At 41.8% G+C, this 17,046-nt stretch carries 17 protein-coding genes and 1 riboswitch; of the genes, 7 read left to right on the top strand and 10 right to left on the bottom strand.

Features of this window, described 5'->3' with window-relative positions; translation table 11 throughout:
• Positions 1-20: 20 nt before the first annotated feature.
• Together ACRYKC_RS06175 and ACRYKC_RS06170 are read right to left on the bottom strand one after the other, a co-directional pair.
• Positions 21-680: a GntR family transcriptional regulator gene (locus ACRYKC_RS06175; protein ID WP_433805864.1), complete on the bottom strand. Its 660-nt coding sequence runs from the start codon at positions 678-680 to the stop codon at positions 21-23.
• A 187-nt stretch (positions 681-867) separates the two neighbouring features.
• A complete protein-coding gene (locus ACRYKC_RS06170) occupies positions 868-1,215 on the bottom strand; it encodes a carboxymuconolactone decarboxylase family protein (RefSeq protein WP_433805863.1) in 348 nt (115 codons plus the stop codon).
• 182 nt (positions 1,216-1,397) lie between these two features.
• A riboswitch (SAM riboswitch) is annotated at positions 1,398-1,502 on the top strand.
• 74 nt (positions 1,503-1,576) lie between these two features.
• On the opposite strand from ACRYKC_RS06170, the gene ACRYKC_RS06165 reads away from it, so the two are divergent.
• The 3 genes from ACRYKC_RS06165 to ACRYKC_RS06155 are packed head-to-tail and all read left to right on the top strand — an operon-like array spanning position 1,577 to position 4,099.
• A complete protein-coding gene (locus ACRYKC_RS06165) occupies positions 1,577-2,620 on the top strand; it encodes a methionine ABC transporter ATP-binding protein (RefSeq protein ID WP_433805862.1) in 1,044 nt (347 codons plus the stop codon).
• Positions 2,580-3,242, top strand: a complete 663-nt coding sequence (locus ACRYKC_RS06160; protein WP_433805861.1) for a methionine ABC transporter permease — start codon at positions 2,580-2,582, stop codon at positions 3,240-3,242. Before ACRYKC_RS06165 ends, ACRYKC_RS06160 begins: the two co-directional genes overlap by 41 nt.
• A gap of 26 nt (positions 3,243-3,268) precedes the next feature.
• Positions 3,269-4,099 carry a MetQ/NlpA family ABC transporter substrate-binding protein gene (locus ACRYKC_RS06155; RefSeq protein ID WP_433805860.1) on the top strand — a complete coding sequence of 277 codons (831 nt, stop codon included), beginning with the start codon at positions 3,269-3,271 and terminating at the stop codon, positions 4,097-4,099.
• 141 nt (positions 4,100-4,240) lie between these two features.
• Here the strand turns inward: ACRYKC_RS06155 and ACRYKC_RS06150 are convergent, their stop codons facing one another.
• From ACRYKC_RS06150 to ACRYKC_RS06120, 7 genes are all read right to left on the bottom strand, one after another.
• The gene (locus tag ACRYKC_RS06150) at positions 4,241-5,071 is read right to left on the bottom strand and encodes an Nmad3 family putative nucleotide modification protein (RefSeq protein ID WP_433805859.1); all 831 of its coding nucleotides are present in this window, start codon (positions 5,069-5,071) and stop codon (positions 4,241-4,243) included.
• Between the two features lie 354 nt (positions 5,072-5,425).
• Entirely contained in the window at positions 5,426-6,196 is a 771-nt protein-coding gene (locus ACRYKC_RS06145; RefSeq protein WP_433805858.1) for a phosphatase PAP2 family protein, read from the bottom strand.
• 605 nt (positions 6,197-6,801) lie between these two features.
• Positions 6,802-6,927 carry a hypothetical protein gene (locus tag ACRYKC_RS06140; protein ID WP_433805857.1) on the bottom strand — a complete coding sequence of 42 codons (126 nt, stop codon included), beginning with the start codon at positions 6,925-6,927 and terminating at the stop codon, positions 6,802-6,804.
• Between the two features lie 193 nt (positions 6,928-7,120).
• On the bottom strand, positions 7,121-8,017 hold the full coding sequence (locus ACRYKC_RS06135) for a cupin domain-containing protein (protein WP_433805856.1): 897 nt from the start codon (positions 8,015-8,017) through the stop codon (positions 7,121-7,123).
• Positions 8,018-8,145: 128 nt separating this feature from the next.
• Positions 8,146-9,618, bottom strand: coding sequence for a protein adenylyltransferase SelO (locus ACRYKC_RS06130; RefSeq protein ID WP_433805855.1), 1,473 nt, complete (start codon positions 9,616-9,618; stop codon positions 8,146-8,148).
• 155 nt (positions 9,619-9,773) lie between these two features.
• Positions 9,774-9,998, bottom strand: a complete 225-nt coding sequence (locus ACRYKC_RS06125) for a gamma-type small acid-soluble spore protein (RefSeq protein WP_433805854.1) — start codon at positions 9,996-9,998, stop codon at positions 9,774-9,776.
• A 131-nt stretch (positions 9,999-10,129) separates the two neighbouring features.
• Complete coding sequence (locus ACRYKC_RS06120) at positions 10,130-10,615, bottom strand: divergent PAP2 family protein (RefSeq protein WP_433805853.1); 486 nt, start codon at positions 10,613-10,615, stop codon at positions 10,130-10,132.
• A gap of 194 nt (positions 10,616-10,809) precedes the next feature.
• On the opposite strand from ACRYKC_RS06120, the gene ACRYKC_RS06115 reads away from it, so the two are divergent.
• From ACRYKC_RS06115 to ACRYKC_RS06100, 4 genes are read left to right on the top strand one after another with little or no spacing between them, the layout of a single operon-like run.
• The gene (locus ACRYKC_RS06115) at positions 10,810-12,303 is read left to right on the top strand and encodes a spore germination protein (RefSeq protein WP_433805852.1); all 1,494 of its coding nucleotides are present in this window, start codon (positions 10,810-10,812) and stop codon (positions 12,301-12,303) included.
• Positions 12,304-12,308: 5 nt separating this feature from the next.
• Positions 12,309-13,511: a Ger(x)C family spore germination protein gene (locus ACRYKC_RS06110; RefSeq protein WP_433805851.1), complete on the top strand. Its 1,203-nt coding sequence runs from the start codon at positions 12,309-12,311 to the stop codon at positions 13,509-13,511.
• Positions 13,495-13,668, top strand: coding sequence for a hypothetical protein (locus ACRYKC_RS06105; protein ID WP_433805850.1), 174 nt, complete (start codon positions 13,495-13,497; stop codon positions 13,666-13,668). The genes ACRYKC_RS06110 and ACRYKC_RS06105 overlap by 17 nt, the downstream gene beginning before the upstream one ends.
• Complete coding sequence (locus ACRYKC_RS06100) at positions 13,665-14,777, top strand: GerAB/ArcD/ProY family transporter (protein WP_433805849.1); 1,113 nt, start codon at positions 13,665-13,667, stop codon at positions 14,775-14,777. The genes ACRYKC_RS06105 and ACRYKC_RS06100 overlap by 4 nt, the downstream gene beginning before the upstream one ends.
• A 52-nt stretch (positions 14,778-14,829) precedes the next feature.
• Here the strand turns inward: ACRYKC_RS06100 and ACRYKC_RS06095 are convergent, their stop codons facing one another.
• Complete coding sequence (locus ACRYKC_RS06095; protein WP_433805848.1) at positions 14,830-16,620, bottom strand: L-lactate permease; 1,791 nt, start codon at positions 16,618-16,620, stop codon at positions 14,830-14,832.
• Positions 16,621-17,046: the final 426 nt, after the last annotated feature.

The following is a 17,046-nucleotide window of genomic DNA, read 5'->3' as shown; positions in this document are numbered from 1 at the left end:
CACCGCTCCTTAATTTTTATTTAATTGAATATGGATGTTCGATTAGATAAATCTTTAAGTGTCGAGGCCATATGAGAACGAATCGCTTCTTCCACTCCACTCGTATCTCTATTTTCAAGTTTCAAGACGATTTCTTTATGTTCAGGAATAGATTTGACCTCATCTATTGGAGTAGAATAAAATTCATCTCTCAAAATTAGATAACAGTCGGACCACTGATTCAGTGTTTCTATCTCATGTAAAAGGAATTTATTATTTGCTACTCTAGCTGGGAAGGCGTGAATCAAGCCATTAACTCTCATAAACTCCTCAAAGTCTTTCTTTCTATAAGCCTCCTTTTCTTGATTCAATAAATCATACAAAACTGCAAAATCCTGACTAGTCAATTCCGGAATAGCCAAACTCGCAGCATACGTTTCAAGAACGGTTCTCAAATTAAATACATCCTCTAACTCTTTATTTGAAGGGTTGTGAACAACCGCTCCTTTATTAGGTACAAGCTCTATGAGCTTTTCACTCTCTAATCTTTTGAAAGCTGCTCGAATAGGAGTTCTGCTCATATTTAATTCTTTACTGACCCAATCTTCCGTTATCCTCTGACCAGGGTTCAAACGTTTAAGCATTATGGCACGCTTAACCTTCTCATAGGCCATTTCTTCATTTCTCTTTTTAGTTGACATGAATTACCCCACCATTTTGTATTCAAAGATTGTATACAATTTGAATCTATCAACATCATAACGTAAAGTATTGATTTATTCTACATAATTTTCAGAATTTAGTAATTATTACACAAATTCTGAACGCAACAATTGTTTTATTGCCACAAAATAGAAAAAGCCGGGATAATTATCCCGGCTTTTTGCATTATCGCTTTCGAAACTCCTCTACTATTTTCATTCCTACTGTAACAGCCTGACTCATCGCAGAACCGCCCCCGTAAGCAGCGCTAACTCCCATCGTTTCATAAATCTGCTGGTCCGTGCACCCCATCTCTACACATTGGTCCATGTGGTATGTGATACTCGCTTCGTCTCCATATTTCAAGCTGATCGCAAGCACCATCAAATGTTTAGTCCCTCTCTCTAATTCTCCGTCTTCAAAAAATGCGCCTGTAAATCGATTATATTCTTTTGTTGCTTCAGGTAAGTGACTCGTGAGTTCTTCGATCCCCTTTCGATAATCGTGCAGAATCTGCTCCGCATTCTTGTTCATAATTTCATACTCTCCCTTCTATTTAATACTGTGACCATTCCTTGGCTTTTCCATTTGAATAAACAATTGGGAATGCTCGGGAGCATATTACCTCTATTTTTATAAATATTTAAAATATTATTTACAATGATGCTTGTTTACTGTAAAGTAATAAAACATAATCTAATATACCTAATTATTAATTCTTATCGAGAGTGACTGAGGGAACGGCCCTTTGATGTCACAGCAACCTTCCGAAAGGAGTGGTGCTAATTCCTGCAGAATGTAAGTGTTCTGGAAGATAAGAGTTTGGCAGAATATCTATGCGAAACTCTCTTCCGAATTCGGAAGAGTTTTTTTATGGAATAAAGGAGGAAACCTTATGATTTCGATTGAACAGCTGAGTAAAGTCTATCAATCTAAAGAGCGGCAGATTATCGGTGTCGATCATGTGTCGTTGGAAATTGAAAAAGGAGAAATATTCGGAGTCGTCGGGTACAGTGGTGCCGGGAAAAGTACGTTACTACGCTGCTTAAACATTTTAGAACGACCGACAAGCGGGAAAGTATTGGTAGATGGAATCGATCTCTTATCCTTGTCTTCCAAAGAACTGAGAAAAGCAAGACAGTCGATTGGGATGATTTTTCAAGGCTTTCACTTAGCAATGGCTAAAACCGTTGTAGACAATGTAGCATTTGCATTGAAAGCTTCTGGTGTCGGTAAAAACGAACGCAAGAAACGTGCACTCGAGCTCCTTGAACTTGTCGGTCTCTCCGACAAAGCAGATCAGTATCCTGCCCAGTTAAGCGGGGGACAAAAGCAGCGTGTCAGCATCGCTCGAGCCCTTGCGAACAATCCAAAGGTACTTTTATGTGATGAAGCTACTTCTGCACTTGATCCTAATACCACGAAGTCGATCCTACAGCTTCTGAAAAAAATTAATCGTGAGCTGGGCCTTACTATCGTCTTAATTACCCATGAGATGGAAGTCGTGAAAGAAATTTGTGATCGCTGTGCAGTTATGGAAGACGGACAAATCGTTGAAGAAGGTAAAACGTACGATATTTTTTCCTCGCCAAAGAACACATTGACGAAACGGTTCATCCAAACCGTCATTGATTTTAACATTCCTGATGAGCTTTTGGAGCGAAGCACTGGAACCATCGTACATATGAAATTTAGCGGGAATCTAGCAAATGAATCGGTTGTTTCAGACCTTTTGCAGAAATTCAACGTAAGGGGAAACATTCTTCACGCAAACATTGACTACATTCAGGAGAAAGCTTTAGGAACATTCGTAATGGAGTTGACGGGGGAAGAAAAAGAAATACAAGCAGCACTGCAAAGCTTGCAAACAACCTTAGAAGAAGTGGAGGTGTTGAAACATGGCAGATCAGTTCATCACCCTGTTGCCCGAGCTGAATAAATCCTTTATTGAAACGTTGATTATGGTTGGAATTGGCCTTGTGGTCGCCTTGATTGCAGGCCTGCCACTCGGACTCTTATTATTCGTAACAGATCGTGATCTATTTTTGGAGAACAAATGGGTAAAGAGCGTAGCGGGAGTTGTGGTTAACCTAGTTAGATCTGTTCCATTTATCATCTTGCTCGTCTTTTTATTCCCTTTTACTAACTTCCTATTAGGCACAACAACAGGACCTGTAGCTGCATCTGTCGCTTTATCTGTAGCAGCCATTCCTTTTTATGCTAGGATTGTCGAGTCCTCTGCCAGGGACATTGACCGGGGCGTAATTGAAGCAGCCATTGCCTGTGGAGCGTCACCATGGCTGATCATTAAAGATATCATTTTTCCTGAAATCAAGTCAGGACTAATCAGCGGGCTGACGATCACCGCAATCAGCTTGATCGGTTATTCAGCCATGGCCGGAGCCATTGGCGGAGGCGGAATCGGCGACTTAGCTATACGCTACGGGTACTACCGGTATGACAACTTCGTTATGTTCACAACGGTCATCTTGTTGATTGTAATGGTACAAGTGGTCCAATATGCTGGAGACTTTTTAGCCAAATCTGTTAAAAAAAGCTGAATACACATACTTAGGAGGAATTACTCATGAAGAAATTATTTTTATTGCTTCTTACCCTACTCTCCGTTGCCTTTCTAGCAGCCTGTGGAGAGGAAGCATCAGGTGATGCAGATGCATCAGAAAAAAAGACTATACGCTTCGGAGCTACATCCGGACCGTATAGTGATATGGTCAATCAAGCAATCGCTCCTCTACTAGAAGAGAAAGGCTACGAAGTGACAAACAAAGAATTCACGGATTATGTTCAGCCCAACAAAGCTCTAGCAAACGGTGATTTAGACGCCAATCTTTTTCAGCATAAAATTTATCTAGAATCTTTCGCTAAAGAGCACAACCTTGATCTATCTGAAGTAATTGTCGTTCCCACAGCTCCTATGGGTATTTATTCCAACGAATTTGAGGATATCAAAGGTATCGAAAAAGGCAGTACGATGGGAGTCCCCAATGACCCAACAAACCTTGCCCGGGCACTGATCGTGTTAGAAAAAGAAGGCTTGGTAAAGATTAAAGAAGATGTGGATCCTCTTCGTGCGTCCCTTAAAGACATTGAGGAAAATCCAAAATCAATCAAATTTGTAGAAGTAGAAGCCGGCCAGCTGCCTCGACTTGTTGATAGTGAAGACCTGGCTATGGTCCCAGGTAATTATGCACTAGCTGCGGAAATGGATCTCCTTGAAGCATTGGCCTTGGAAGACATGCCAGATGATTACCGCAACCGTGTTGCTGTAAATACAGAAGATCTGGACAAGCAGTTTGTCAAAGATATCCGTGAAGTAATCGAATCAGATGAGTTTGAAAAAATCATGGATGAAGAGTTCGAGGGATTCGGTAAACCCCAGTGGATGAAAGAAGAATAATATGAATAGAACGTCCCTGGTTCCCATTGACCCAGGGACGTTCTTTCTTTTACAACCGGCCTGTAAACCGATCGTGCGAATCCTGGATTCCCACATTTTGATCTTTCCATCATTGCACATCTTTTTATACAAGCGTCTCTATCAGGAACGTGCCGGTCCGTTTATTATTAGACTCTCTGCCCAATTGACTACTTCTTTGTTGTCACTGACATACATTTCTTGATCGCCTCTGCCGGAGGTCTGCATCCTTATCACATCCGTCTCCTCTTCCCACTGCTTGATATTGTGGGTAAACTTTGCCTCCTCGCCTTTAAAACAGAGAGGAATTTTCCATTCGGTGCGATTCTTTGCTCCTTCTTGGGTCAAAACAAGTTCATCTCTATAAGAAAAAGTACCCCATCCACGCTTTTTTCTATCTTTAGAAAAGTTACGGTTCGCTACATAGATTGCATTCCGCTTACTTTTCAACTCTTCTCTAGCCTGGATGTGGGGATGATACTCCGCCCACTCAGGAATTTCCTTATCTCCATTCACGTCAATCATTTGATCAACCTCTAAGTATCCAAAAAGCACGTGAAGGTCAGGAGCATGAGGGACATACCTGTACACTCCGTTTACTTTTTCAACTTGCTTAAACCATCCAAAAAACAGAAACAGATCTCCAGGACCTACCTTTCTATTATGCAATGTCCCTTGCGAAATACCGCTTTGTCCGAATAATCCTCTCCATCCGTCCTCTCGGTTCTTCCATATAGAAGAATCAAGATCGGGGTCCAGGTGCGTCTCCGAGAAGGTGTTAATTCCTAGATCTTTCATAATATCAAGGTAGCTTTCCGTTTCAGTAAACATGAGATTTTTATAAAAAATACCCGTATCCGCTCTTGGAATGTGAAAGGTAGCAAGCTTATCCCCCAAAATAGGGCTCGGTTTCCCGCCTGTACTACTATCAAAACCTTTTCGACTTAGAATCACTTTTCTAGCTATTATGAACGCCTCCCTATGGATTAGCTGCTATTCTTTCTTAGTGTTGAGCATAGTTTTCATAATAAGGCTTAATTATTCCAATATCCTATGTTGATGAGGTCAGAAATAATTAACTCGATGGTTGGGGTGGTTTTGAAACTAAAAGTAGATCTTTCACTTAACATTAAATCCCTCCGCCCCTTCAACCAAAACCCTATACTCACACATCAAGCCCTTTCTATACACTCTACAAAGTCATCCTTCGCTCGTTCCATCGAAAAAAAGTCTGTCACTTATGCAGAAGCAGAGTGTGACAGACCTTCTTTTCCTAATACCCGAATTCACTAAATTCGAATACAGATTCTATTCTATTTTCTTCCCATCAGAAGAAGATGCATATACGTTCTTGATTGTGTGGCTTTTGCGTTCGTGCTCACTTCTATACTCTTCCTGACGTCTTCGTTGGTGCCAAAGAGTAACTTCTAGCGCAATGATACAAATCAACAGCCACGCAAGACCAAACAGAAATCCTGCCGCAACATCTGTAAAGAAGTGTACACCCATATAAACCCTAGTAATGCCGGTAATTAGTGCAATCAGAGCTAAAGAAATGTTAATTATCCACTTCCATTGTGTTCTTAAATGGCTAATAAAGACAAGATAAATGATAAAAAAGTAGAAAACAAATGCCCCCGCCGCATGGCCACTTGGGAAACTGGACGTTGCGCCGTGGTATTCTCCTAAGAATTCTGGTCGTTCTCTTCCAAACTGAGATTTTAATAGTGCCGTAAGTGAACTTATTCCACCCATACTTACAATAAAATAAATGCCAACCCACCGGCTCAGCTTAGAAAAGAATAATAAATAGATGGCAAGCGCTAGAGAAGCGACCGCAATCAATATGACAGACCCTGCTTGTGTAACCACTTTGAGAATCGGTTCGAGACCATCAAATGATGTGGCTCTTACGAAATCAAATGCCTGTTGATCAACAGCGAATTTTTCCTCTTGTAAAACACCTGCCGCCAGATCGATAAAATAATAAATGCTTCCACCGAGGGAAAGAAAACCAAGGAGAATGAGGAACACTGATGTTGGGGAAAGATCCGAGAATTTTGTTCCAGAAAAAAGCATACCTATACACCTCTATCTATGCGATTGTTTGCTAACTTTTTCCCTCCAGCCTTCCCTGTGAAACGATCCAAAAATTGGTTATTGTTCAAGGATCTCTTTAAAAATATAGGTAATATTTCGAAGTGAATTCGCATAAGTAGAAATTCAGAATTAAAATGCCTTTTCATTCGGTTGATTTCTCCTTATGATACGAGTATCTGGGGGATTCAGCTGGACGAGTTATTTTCCAGTCATCCCTATCCTATTACAAGTACAAACTCAAAATACCTAGAATACGAGTGATTTAGAATACTGGTGGAATAATACCATCAACTTAAGAAAATAGTAATATTACATAACTTTTAGGGACACAACTTCAAGGGAGGCTTCCGATGCTATGCTGTTGCTGCTCATCCCAGCTGGGTTGATTGGTTATCGGTGTACTTCGAAAAGAAGCGAAAAGAACTGTCAAACCTTCACCAGGTGAAAGAAGAGCGAGCCTTATTAGAGGAGATTTATAACTCTCAAGGAGTCGGAAACAAATCTGCAAATCCGCAAGACTTGAAGAGTTTTTAGGAAGAATGAAAAGACGGAAAGCTGCCACAGCAGCCTTCCGTCTTTTTAAATTACTTAATGCGTTCGTCTAATTGTTTACTCGTTTTTGAAATCGTGATTCTGTCTTCTCCTGTACTAGGCTGTACAGCATCTCTGCCTTTTTGGATATTCCGTTTAGACTTTGATTTTTTACTCATCACTCATTCAACTCCTGTAAAAAAGTAATCGAACAAGCTTATTTTTATCAATAAGCCTTATAAATATGTGTAAGAAATCAATGAAATTCTGGATGTTATCACTCAAAAGTCTGGTAGGAATCGATCTCTCATCCGTCAAAATCAACCGACTATCCTACAGAATCGCTCAAATAATAAAGTATATCACCCAAACCTACATTTCTTCTGCTTCCATCGCATCCGCTTTCGTCGGGTGAACCGTACCAAATGGGTGCTCAGGCGGGGCATAAATACTGTAAAGCTTAAGTGGTTGATTCCCCGTATTGGTTAGATTGTGCCATTTACCCGCTGGAACCATGATCGCAAAGTCATCATAAACGTTTGCCTGAAAGTCTAATTGGTCCTTTGCATCACCCATTTGAACTAGCCCCTGCCCCTGTTCAATGCGTAAAAATTGGTCGACATCAGAATGGAGTTCCAAACCGATATCCTCACCGACACCGATACTCATTAATGTCACTTGCAGGTGATCCCCTGTCCATAAGGCTGTCCTGAACGTATCATTCTGTTTCGTAGCTTCGTCAATATTTAAAACGAATGGTTGTTTCCCGTAATCCTTCAAATCAATGCGGCCGTCCTGGGGGTTTGCCCATGCACTTATACGATAGGCGTGAGCTGCCTCATCGTTGCATGCCTTCCCAAAAATATCTCGAAGCGGAGTATGCTGGGTAAGTAAGTAACTTTGTCGATAAGCTTCATAATTCTCTAATTTTGCTTGATATGCCTTTTGGAGTCCTTCTTGATAGCTCTCGAAATCTGCTTTGTCGATTTCATATTCAGGTTGGTTTCCTGTAAGCGAGACGTACAGATTCGTAAAATGGTTCAAATGGTTCTTTTCCTCTTCTATCGTACGTAAAATTTCATTTTTATGATTTTGACTTGGTGCAGCATTAGCCAATCTGCTACATAAATCAATCGATTCCGCTTCCCCTTTGATTCCAGTAAGTAAAGCTTCTATAACTTGCTCATTGTTTCCTGACCTGTAATAGGAGTCATTCATAGGAGCGTTAACGTAATAAGGGTTTTGATACATAGGATTACCGTAGTACATTCAGCTCATTCCCTTCAAAATTTTCTAAAAGTATCCTATGCAACATTGCGAGTGAATGTACTTCATCGCTTGAAGTGACCTTTTTATGTAAAAAAAGAAATCACCTTTTGGTGATTTCTTCTAAGTGATCACGTTCCGCAAAACGTTTGGTATGGACGGTCTGATGGCTCAGGCAGTTTCGCGTACTCCTCCTGTTCAGCAGAATGTGCATAAGGATCTGAAAGTACGTTTAGGAGCCGCTCCATCACACAATAATCCTCGTTACTAACTGCGGCTTCTAAGGCTTCCTCCACCCGGTGGTTCCTCGGAATCACGGCAGGATTGGATTTCCTCATCAGGTCTTGGGAGGACTCCTTAGACCCCTCTTGCCTCTCCAGTCTCTTCTTCCACTGGTCGTACCAATTTGTGAATTCCGTTGATTCATACATAGGTGTTTCTTCTGGCTTATCAAAAGTTAACGCACGAAACGTATTTGTAAAGTCTGCCTTATGCTTTTGCATGATCCCGAGCAAGTCGTCGATCAGCGGTTTATCCTGACTCTTCTCGTCAAGGAATCCGAGTTTAGCTCTCATGCCGTTTAGCCAGTGACTATAGTGCAGCTCATCGTATTCTTTGATAACACCTTGAGCAATTTCTACCGCTTCATCCTGATCTTCATGGAAAAGCGGCAGCAAAGTCTCAGCAAAACGCGCAAGGTTCCATTTTCCAATCGGCGGCTGATTTTGATACGCATAGCGCCCGCGGATATCAATGGAACTGAACACAGTTTCCGGGTCATATTCATCCATAAAGGCACATGGACCATAATCAATGGTTTCTCCAGAAATTGTCATGTTATCTGTGTTCATAACGCCATGAATAAATCCGACCAGCTGCCATTTTGCTATCAATGCGGCTTGACGCTTTACGACTTCCCGGTAAAACGCAACGTATTTATTCTCTTCTGTTTTTAGCTCTGGATAATGGCGCTCGATCGCATAGTCAGTTAATGCTCGAAGCTCCTCTTCTCCCTGTCCCCTAGCAAACTCAAAAGTACCTATCCGTAAGTGGCTGTCCGCAACTCGTGTCACAATGGCGCCAGGGAGTTCCGTTTCACGAATGACCGGTTCGCCCGTTTTCACGACAGCAAGACTCCGATTCGTCGGAATACCTAAACCATGCATTGCTTCACTAATGATATACTCACGAAGCATGGGTCCAAGTGTGGCTCGACCGTCTCCCGCACGTGAATACGGGGTGTGACCTGATCCTTTGAGCTGGATATCCTTTCGTTCTCCTGATGGTGTAATCTGTTCGCCAAGTAATACGGCCCGACCATCTCCAAGCATCGTAAAATGCCCGAATTGATGACCAGCATAAGCCTGGGCAATCGGAAGGGAACCTTCAGGAACTTCATTCCCTGCAAGTATTTCTACTCCAGCTTCCGTTTCCAGTTTCCCAGTCTCCAATCCTAACTGTTCTGCTAACTGCCTATTAAAAACAACTAACTCCGGTGAACGTACAGGAGTCGGTGTGACTCTTGAAAAAAATATATCCGGAAGGCGGGCATAACTGTTGTCAAAATTCCATGCCGTTGCTAAGGTTTGCTTTTCGCTTGCCATATTGATCACCTTTTTATGATTTGACTTAATTGTAAAGAACACTACATTAGCCTCTCTACTTCATTCTTCGTTTATTCTCTTTCCTCTATCGTAGTCCCTTAATGAAAAAAATAAAAGTGCCTTGCACAGGATGTTCTGGGCAGGCACTTTTATCGTCAATCACGTTGCGATTGCTGATTTTCTTTTCGTACTTCTTCCACATTGGTATCACTATAGATACTCGTGCCACGTCCGCCAGTTGTTTTGGCTAATAACTCCTTGACTTCATTATAGGATAAGCCAGAACGTTCGTTTTGGCGTTTGACTGCATCAATGTTCGTCCCTGAACTTGCGAATGTATCGTTCTTCAGTTCATGATAAGGATGATTATGCTTTTTCATCTCAAGCACCTCCTGGTCTTAATCTTCTCGATCTTTCTCTTTTTATTCGATTACTAATTCCTATCCAAATATAATCTCTTCGTCTCTTCAACAGCATTTAATTGGGAGCGAAGAAGTAAGTGCATTTTGATCTAGCCATCGATATTAGAGCGTCTGTTTTCAAATTTTGCAGAAAGAAAACCTAAGACGCCGCCTAAGATTGCACCGCCCAGTACTTCGATAGGCTGGTGGCCTAATAACTCTTTTAATTCCTTCTCTCGTTCAACAAATTCGAAGCTTGGGAAATCTCCGGCAATCTCAGCAAAATTATCTTCAAGATCGTTGACTAGCTGCGCAATTTCCCCCGTATGCCGGCGGATTCCTTGTGCATCGTACATGACGATCACTCCAAAGGTGACAGCGAGCGCCGTTTCCGTATGACGTGATCCTTTATTAGATGCGATATAACTTGCAAGCGCGGATACACCTGCCGAGTGGGAGCTTGGCATCCCTCCAGTTGTCGCCACCTGCTTCACATCCCAATCTCCTGTCAGCCTTTTATGTGTAATGATTTTTAATGCTTGGGCAATTCCGATCGACGATAACGCAGTCAATAATCCCCTGTTCATTTTTTGCATAATCCATTCCTCCATTCATTGCTTCCAACTTTAGCATTTCTTATTTGATTACCCTTGAGAGAAACATTTTATGCTGCGGATCTGTACATTTATAAGAATGCTTTGTTTTGTGGGAGACTTGAATTACAACCCCTTCGTAGTATAGAAGATGGGCATTTTACCAAGAATAGTTAAAAAACGACAGGAGTTTTATTATGGGAAAGGATCAGACTTTTCCACCTCACCTGAGCAAAGGGAATTACAGCCACCTGAGCCTTTCAGGAGATGTGGAAAAAGACGTCAACCAGGTCGCTAAAAGTCTCGGGTACCCCCCTGACCTGATCTCAAAAGTGTACACATTCAAACACAATGCTTTTGCCGTTTGTTATATAGATGGAATGATCAGCAGTGACGAATTGGAGCTGACGGTGATTCTCCCGCTTATGGACTGGTTCAAAGAACATCAGTCTCCATGGGACTTTGGAAAAAAAGACTTTCAACAGCATATTCAGCTTCCTAAAAAATTCAGTAAAACGTCCAATTTCTCCAGGATCCTAGATCAATTACTGCGCGGAAATGTCATCTTATTTGTTAAGAAAGGAAAGGAAGCATTCATAACAGCTGATCAGCGGTGGGAAACAAGATCGATTGAAGAGCCAAGCTCCCAGACAGTGATAAGAGGGCCAAGAGAGGGCTTTGTCGAGACGCTCTCTATCAATACGACTCTAATTCGGAGAAGAATCTCGAATCCTGCCCTCAGATTTAAACAATATCTTGTCGGTGAAATCACTCAAACGCCGGTGATTGTGGCTTATATAGAAGGGCTGGTTAACGAGTCAGCATTGGAGATGGCAATAGAAAGATTGACTAATGCGAAGCCAAGAGAAGTTTTTGAAACGGGAATGCTTGAGGAATTAATTGAAAAAAAAGGGTACTCACCTATACCTACACTTTCGAATACCGAGCGTCCCGATGTTGTCTGTTCTGCTCTTGTTGAAGGAAAGCTCGCCATTATGATGGAAGGAACCCCATTTGCCATCATTGGCCCAGTTACATTCATTTCGTATTTCCAGACTGCTGAAGATTATTATAACCGTTTTGATTTAGCCACTTTCATTCGATTAATTCGTTTCATAGCGTTTTGGATTGCTTTTTCATTACCTGCCACCTATGTGGCGTTAACTACCTTTCATCAGGAATTAATACCGACGAATTTGTTGATCAGTCTGACAGCCCAGCGGGAAGGTGTTCCCTTCCCAGCATTGATTGAAGCATTAGTGATGGAGACTGTATTTGAAATTCTCCGTGAAGCTGGAGTTAGAATGCCTCGGCCCATCGGTCCAGCTGTCTCCATTGTAGGGGCGATTGTTATTGGCGAAGCTGCTGTATCGGCAGGGCTCGTATCGCCAGCCATCGTAATCGTTGTATCACTGACAGCTATCGCAAGCTTTGCAAGTCCTTATTACTCTATGGCGGGTTCTGCCCGAATGCTTCGCTTTATACTCATGCTGTTCGCAGCAACGTCGGGCATTTACGGGATGCTCATCTTTACCCTGGCCTTATGTATCCATCTTGTATCGCTGGAATCTTTGGGGCAGCCCTACATGGCTCCTTTCGCCCCTTTTCAAATTCGCAAACAAAAAGATACCTTTTTCCGTCTCCCTCTCTGGTGGACGAGTCGTAAAAAAAGGAAGAGTCAGGGGGTTTAATTCCTATGAGAATTATTCATTTCTGCATGATAGCTGTCTTCCTTCTTCTCAGTGGATGCAGCGCGCAAAATGAACTGGATGAAATCCTCATCCTTTCGGGGATCGGGATCGATGAGGGAGAACATGGCGGAGTTAAAGTCATTCTTAAAGCAACCAACCCACAAGCTAGTACAAGCGGCCATGAAAGCGGTGGCAACAACCAGGCTCCCAGTTATACATTTGTAAGTGAAGGGGAAGATGTCATTGGAGCTTTTTCCAATGTGAATGAACTGCTGGGAAGAAAACCTTTTTTTGCTCATATATCAGCGCTTGTTGTTGGTGAGGAATACGCAAGAAATCAGGGGGTCAAAGAACTGATTGATTACATGGAGAGGCATTACGAAATCCGAGACAGTTACCTTTTTTTCATAGCCAAAGGAGAAAAAGCAGAAACCATCATGAACCTGTTTACTCCTATTGAAAACTCATCCGTGTTTACCATGGAGAGGATGGTGGCTATACCTGGAGGCGCGCACGGTATGCAGGATGGTATCAAGCTTGAGGACTTTATTAAATGGACTTATGGGGACAACCGTGACCCCGTAGCTCTTGGAGTAGAAAAAGTGGATAAGGAAATCAAATCGACGAATGTAGAGATTCTGAACAATATTGAAGGAAATAAAAATGCAGTGAGGTTGACTGGTTTAGCAGCTTTTCAAAACAACCGACTCAAAGATTGGTTAACTGCAAAAGATACGCTAGGCTATGCGCTGCTCGCCAGCCATACAAGCGAGACATTGCCCTATTCCATCCCATGTAATGAAGGAGAAGGCACGGTTGGATTCAATTTAAAAGAAATGGAAAAGGATTTTAAACCTAAGATTGAGAATGGTAAATTAACCTACGTTATCAATTTAAAAGCCCAAATCATTCTTGAGGGATTCACCTGTCCATTAAAACTATCTACAAATCAAGGTGTCGATGATCTCCAGCAGCTCATAAATAAGAACCTTGAAAAAGATCTGACATCTTCTTTAAAAAAAGCACAGGAATTACAGCTTGATTACTTTGGCATTCGCAATCAGCTCTTCCGTAATGAAACAAAGAAATGGGAAAAGGTGCAGGATAAATGGGATGAATTATATGCGAATATGGAAATTCAGGCTCATGTAAACACATACTTGGAATCGCCTGGAGCGAGAGTGGATAATAATGAAGAAAAACAATAAAACTTGGAGAGAAAAAGGGTTTATTATCGGAGCGTGGCTATTTTCCATGTACTACACCATTGGATTTTTACTAGATCGTCCTTTTTTTCCTGTGACCCAGTGGCTGAGAGCCATATATAAACCCATCTACACAGCCTTATTTGGAGGTCCATCATGAACATACTACTGACAAAATACCAGCTATTCACGGTAACGACTAACTTTGTCATTTTCAGCTCCATCTTGATGGCTCCTGCCCTTACTGTTGCTGCTGCTAAACAGGATGGATGGATCAGCATGCTGATCGCGTTCATACTTGGACTTCTATTGAATCTTGTTTATGTTCTTATCTTAAGAAAGCACCAATACCCTTCTCTATTTAGTCTGATCGACCGAGTAACAGGCAAATGGATTGGAACTGTATTGAATATTGTCGTCATGTTCTACGCCTTGCACCTTGCCGCGATGGTTGTAAGAAACTTAAGTAATTTCATGGTTGCAAGTGTATTCCCGACTGCTCACCCATGGACTTATCAAATTCTAGTGATTGCGCTTGTCGCATTTACGGCCCTTTATGGAGTGAGAAACCTATTTCTTCTAAATGAATTGTTATCACCACTGCTTTTTTTCATCGTAGGCGGGTCTTTGATCTTGATAATTAAGGATTTCAGTTTTTTAGAAATAAAACCGGTTTTCTACACACCTTTCCGAAAGATTTTCGAAGGAGCTTATGCAACACTCGGCTTTCCTTTTATCGAAGCCCTAATAATAGGTAATTTCTTTCACTATGTACAGCAAAAGAAACAATTGATGTTCGTTTATTTATCAGGAATTTCTTTAGGAGGACTTACGCTCATCATCGCCGTCCTGCTTATCATCGGAAACGATGGGGCTTATATGGTAGCAAGGGAGACCTATCCTACTTATTCGGTTTTGAGAGATATAGAGTTTACAACCATCTTTGAAAGGATTGAAATCTTAATTGCACTTGCTTGGATCACAGGACTGTTTTTCAAAACCACCGTCTGTTTCCTAGTGGTAATGATGGGCTTTAAACACCTGGCCAACTCGAAGAGCTATAGACCCTTCATTATTCCTATTGCCGTTTTAACATGGGCAATGAGTAACCACCTTCATAAAACAGTTATGGATTTCAGCAATTTTGTCACCTCGAGCTGGACGTTGTATTGGTTCACTCTCTATATAATTCTAATAATTGTCTTCCTAATTGGTTTTTTGAGAAAGAAAAAGCAATTGGGTCAAGAGCAACATGCCAGAGACCGATAACTCTTCCATACAAAAAGCCAGGCCTTGAAATTTACAGGGCCTGGCTTTCTTGTTATTTAACAACTTTATACCGTTTTTGATTTTCAAGGTTACTAGCAGGAGCTCTTCTTTTATTTGTAGCGATAATATATACGGCTAGCGTCGTAATGATGGCTACAATAATCGTACCCATATTAAAGATTCCTTTTTCTGCCGTCCACACGATCGAATACCCAAGTGCACCCGCGAAGGTGGCATAGTAAACGAATGGAAGCAGCGTTTTCCTTATAATATTTCCTTCTTGCCCGACAAGACCTACGACCGCACAAGCAGCTACGACATTATGCACACAAATCATATTTCCTGCTGCTCCTCCTACGGCTTGAAGGGCAACAATCCAAGTAGCATCGACACCAATTTGCGCACCTACGTCATATTGAAACAAGGAGAACATCATATTACTTATAGTGTTACTGCCTGCAATAAAAGCACCAAGACCGCCGACAAAGGATGAAAATAACGGCCAAAAATCCCCGGTTAAAGCTGCAACTCCATTCGCCAGTTCAATCGGCATACTTCCGAAGCCAGCCGCTCCTCCTCCGGAGTTCAAGAATACTTGAACCATCGGTACGGTAAATAGCAGGGCAGCTGATGCAGGTATCATTGTCTTCCCAGAATGAGTCCAAGCTTTTTTATAAGACTGGCCGTTCATTTGGTGAATCACAAATGTAATAAGAGAAACGACTACAAAGATCGTTCCTGGCAAATAGAGCGGCTGGAAGCTTGCTGTTATGTCTGTTCCGAAAATGGATGGAATCGTAACATTCCATGACTTGATCCACTCAAGAAACGGCAATGATTTCAATCGTGTTAAAACAAGGAATACACCAACTAAGATGTATGGTGTCCATGCGCGTACCATAGTCATCTTTCCACTTTTATGCGCAACGTCTTTGATTTCAATTTTACCCGACCAGGAAGGATCCCATTTTGATTGATCTTCAAAATCCCAATACTCCTCTTTAGGAGGCATCAAGAACCCTTTCTTAGCTGCAGGCACGACGATAGCCAGACCCACAAGACCTCCGATCATTGATGGAAATTCTGGACCAAGCACATTAGCGACGATAACATAAGGAATAGTCATGGCTAATGCTGCAAATAAAGCGAATTTCCAAACTTTAATCCCTTCGCTGAATGATTTGTTTTTACCAAAAAACCTAGTCATGAGTGCAACGACAAATAGCGGGACAAGCGTTCCGACAATTGCATGGAGAATGGCTACCCGTCCTCCGACCATGGTAACGAGGCTTAGGAAATTGTCCGTAATACTCGCATCAGCAGCCAGTCCTGTCTGAACCCCGACAAGAATAGGCGTACCTACCGCACCAAATGAAACAGGTGTACTTTGGATGACCATTCCAGCAACAACAGCAGCCATAGCTGGAAAACCGAGTCCAACAAGTAAAGGAACAGCTACAGCGGCCGGCGTACCGAAACCAGCAGATCCTTCTATAAAAGAACCAAACAGCCAGGCAATGATGATCACTTGAATTCTTCTATCCGGAGAGATATCAACAAATCCTTCCCGGATCGTCTTCAGCCCGCCACTTTCTTGTAACGTGTTCAATAAAAGTATCGCACCGAAGATAATATAAAGAAGTGTAGCAGCAACAACCAATCCATTGACAGAGGCAGCAGCGACAGTAGCTCCAGGTACTTGCCACACAAACAAAGCGAGTAAAACGGCAACTATGTACGAAATCGGCATCGCTTTACTTGCGGGCCACCTGAGCCCTACGAGAAAAACACCTACAGCAACAATCGGTAAAAGAGATAATAACGCTAAGGTTCCGGTGTTCATGATTCACCCTCCATTGGTTTTTTGTCTAAAGGACACGACCAATAACCTCTATCCTCCTTATTTCTTATTACGAATCATCGTTTCATTTCTAAGGAAAAAGACATTTGTGTAAGCGCTTTCTATATCATAAGATCATTATAAGATCAGATGACCTTACTTTCAACAATATTCGGAAAATTAAGTAATATTTACTTGTTTCGATAAATGTAGACAAAAAACGCAATTCATCCCCTAAGTTTTTAAGGTGGTATGCGTTTGCTTTTTTAAGTAGCCCGGTACACATTGAAAGCTCTTCATTCTGTTGCTTATAGTGCGAGTGTCGGTACGATATAACTAGTAGAATTCTTTTACAACGATCCTAAACTTCCAAAATTTAGAAGTTGCGGCTACTAGAATACTGCTCTTAAACTCTTATCAGAAAGAATT

Origin of the sequence: Halobacillus sp. A1-3, from assembly GCF_050971765.1 — a bacterium.
Lineage (GTDB): Bacteria > Bacillota > Bacilli > Bacillales > Halobacillaceae > Halobacillus > Halobacillus mangrovi_B.
The sequence above is the reverse complement of the archived record's forward strand: the minus strand, read 5'-3'. Positions and strand labels throughout refer to the sequence as shown.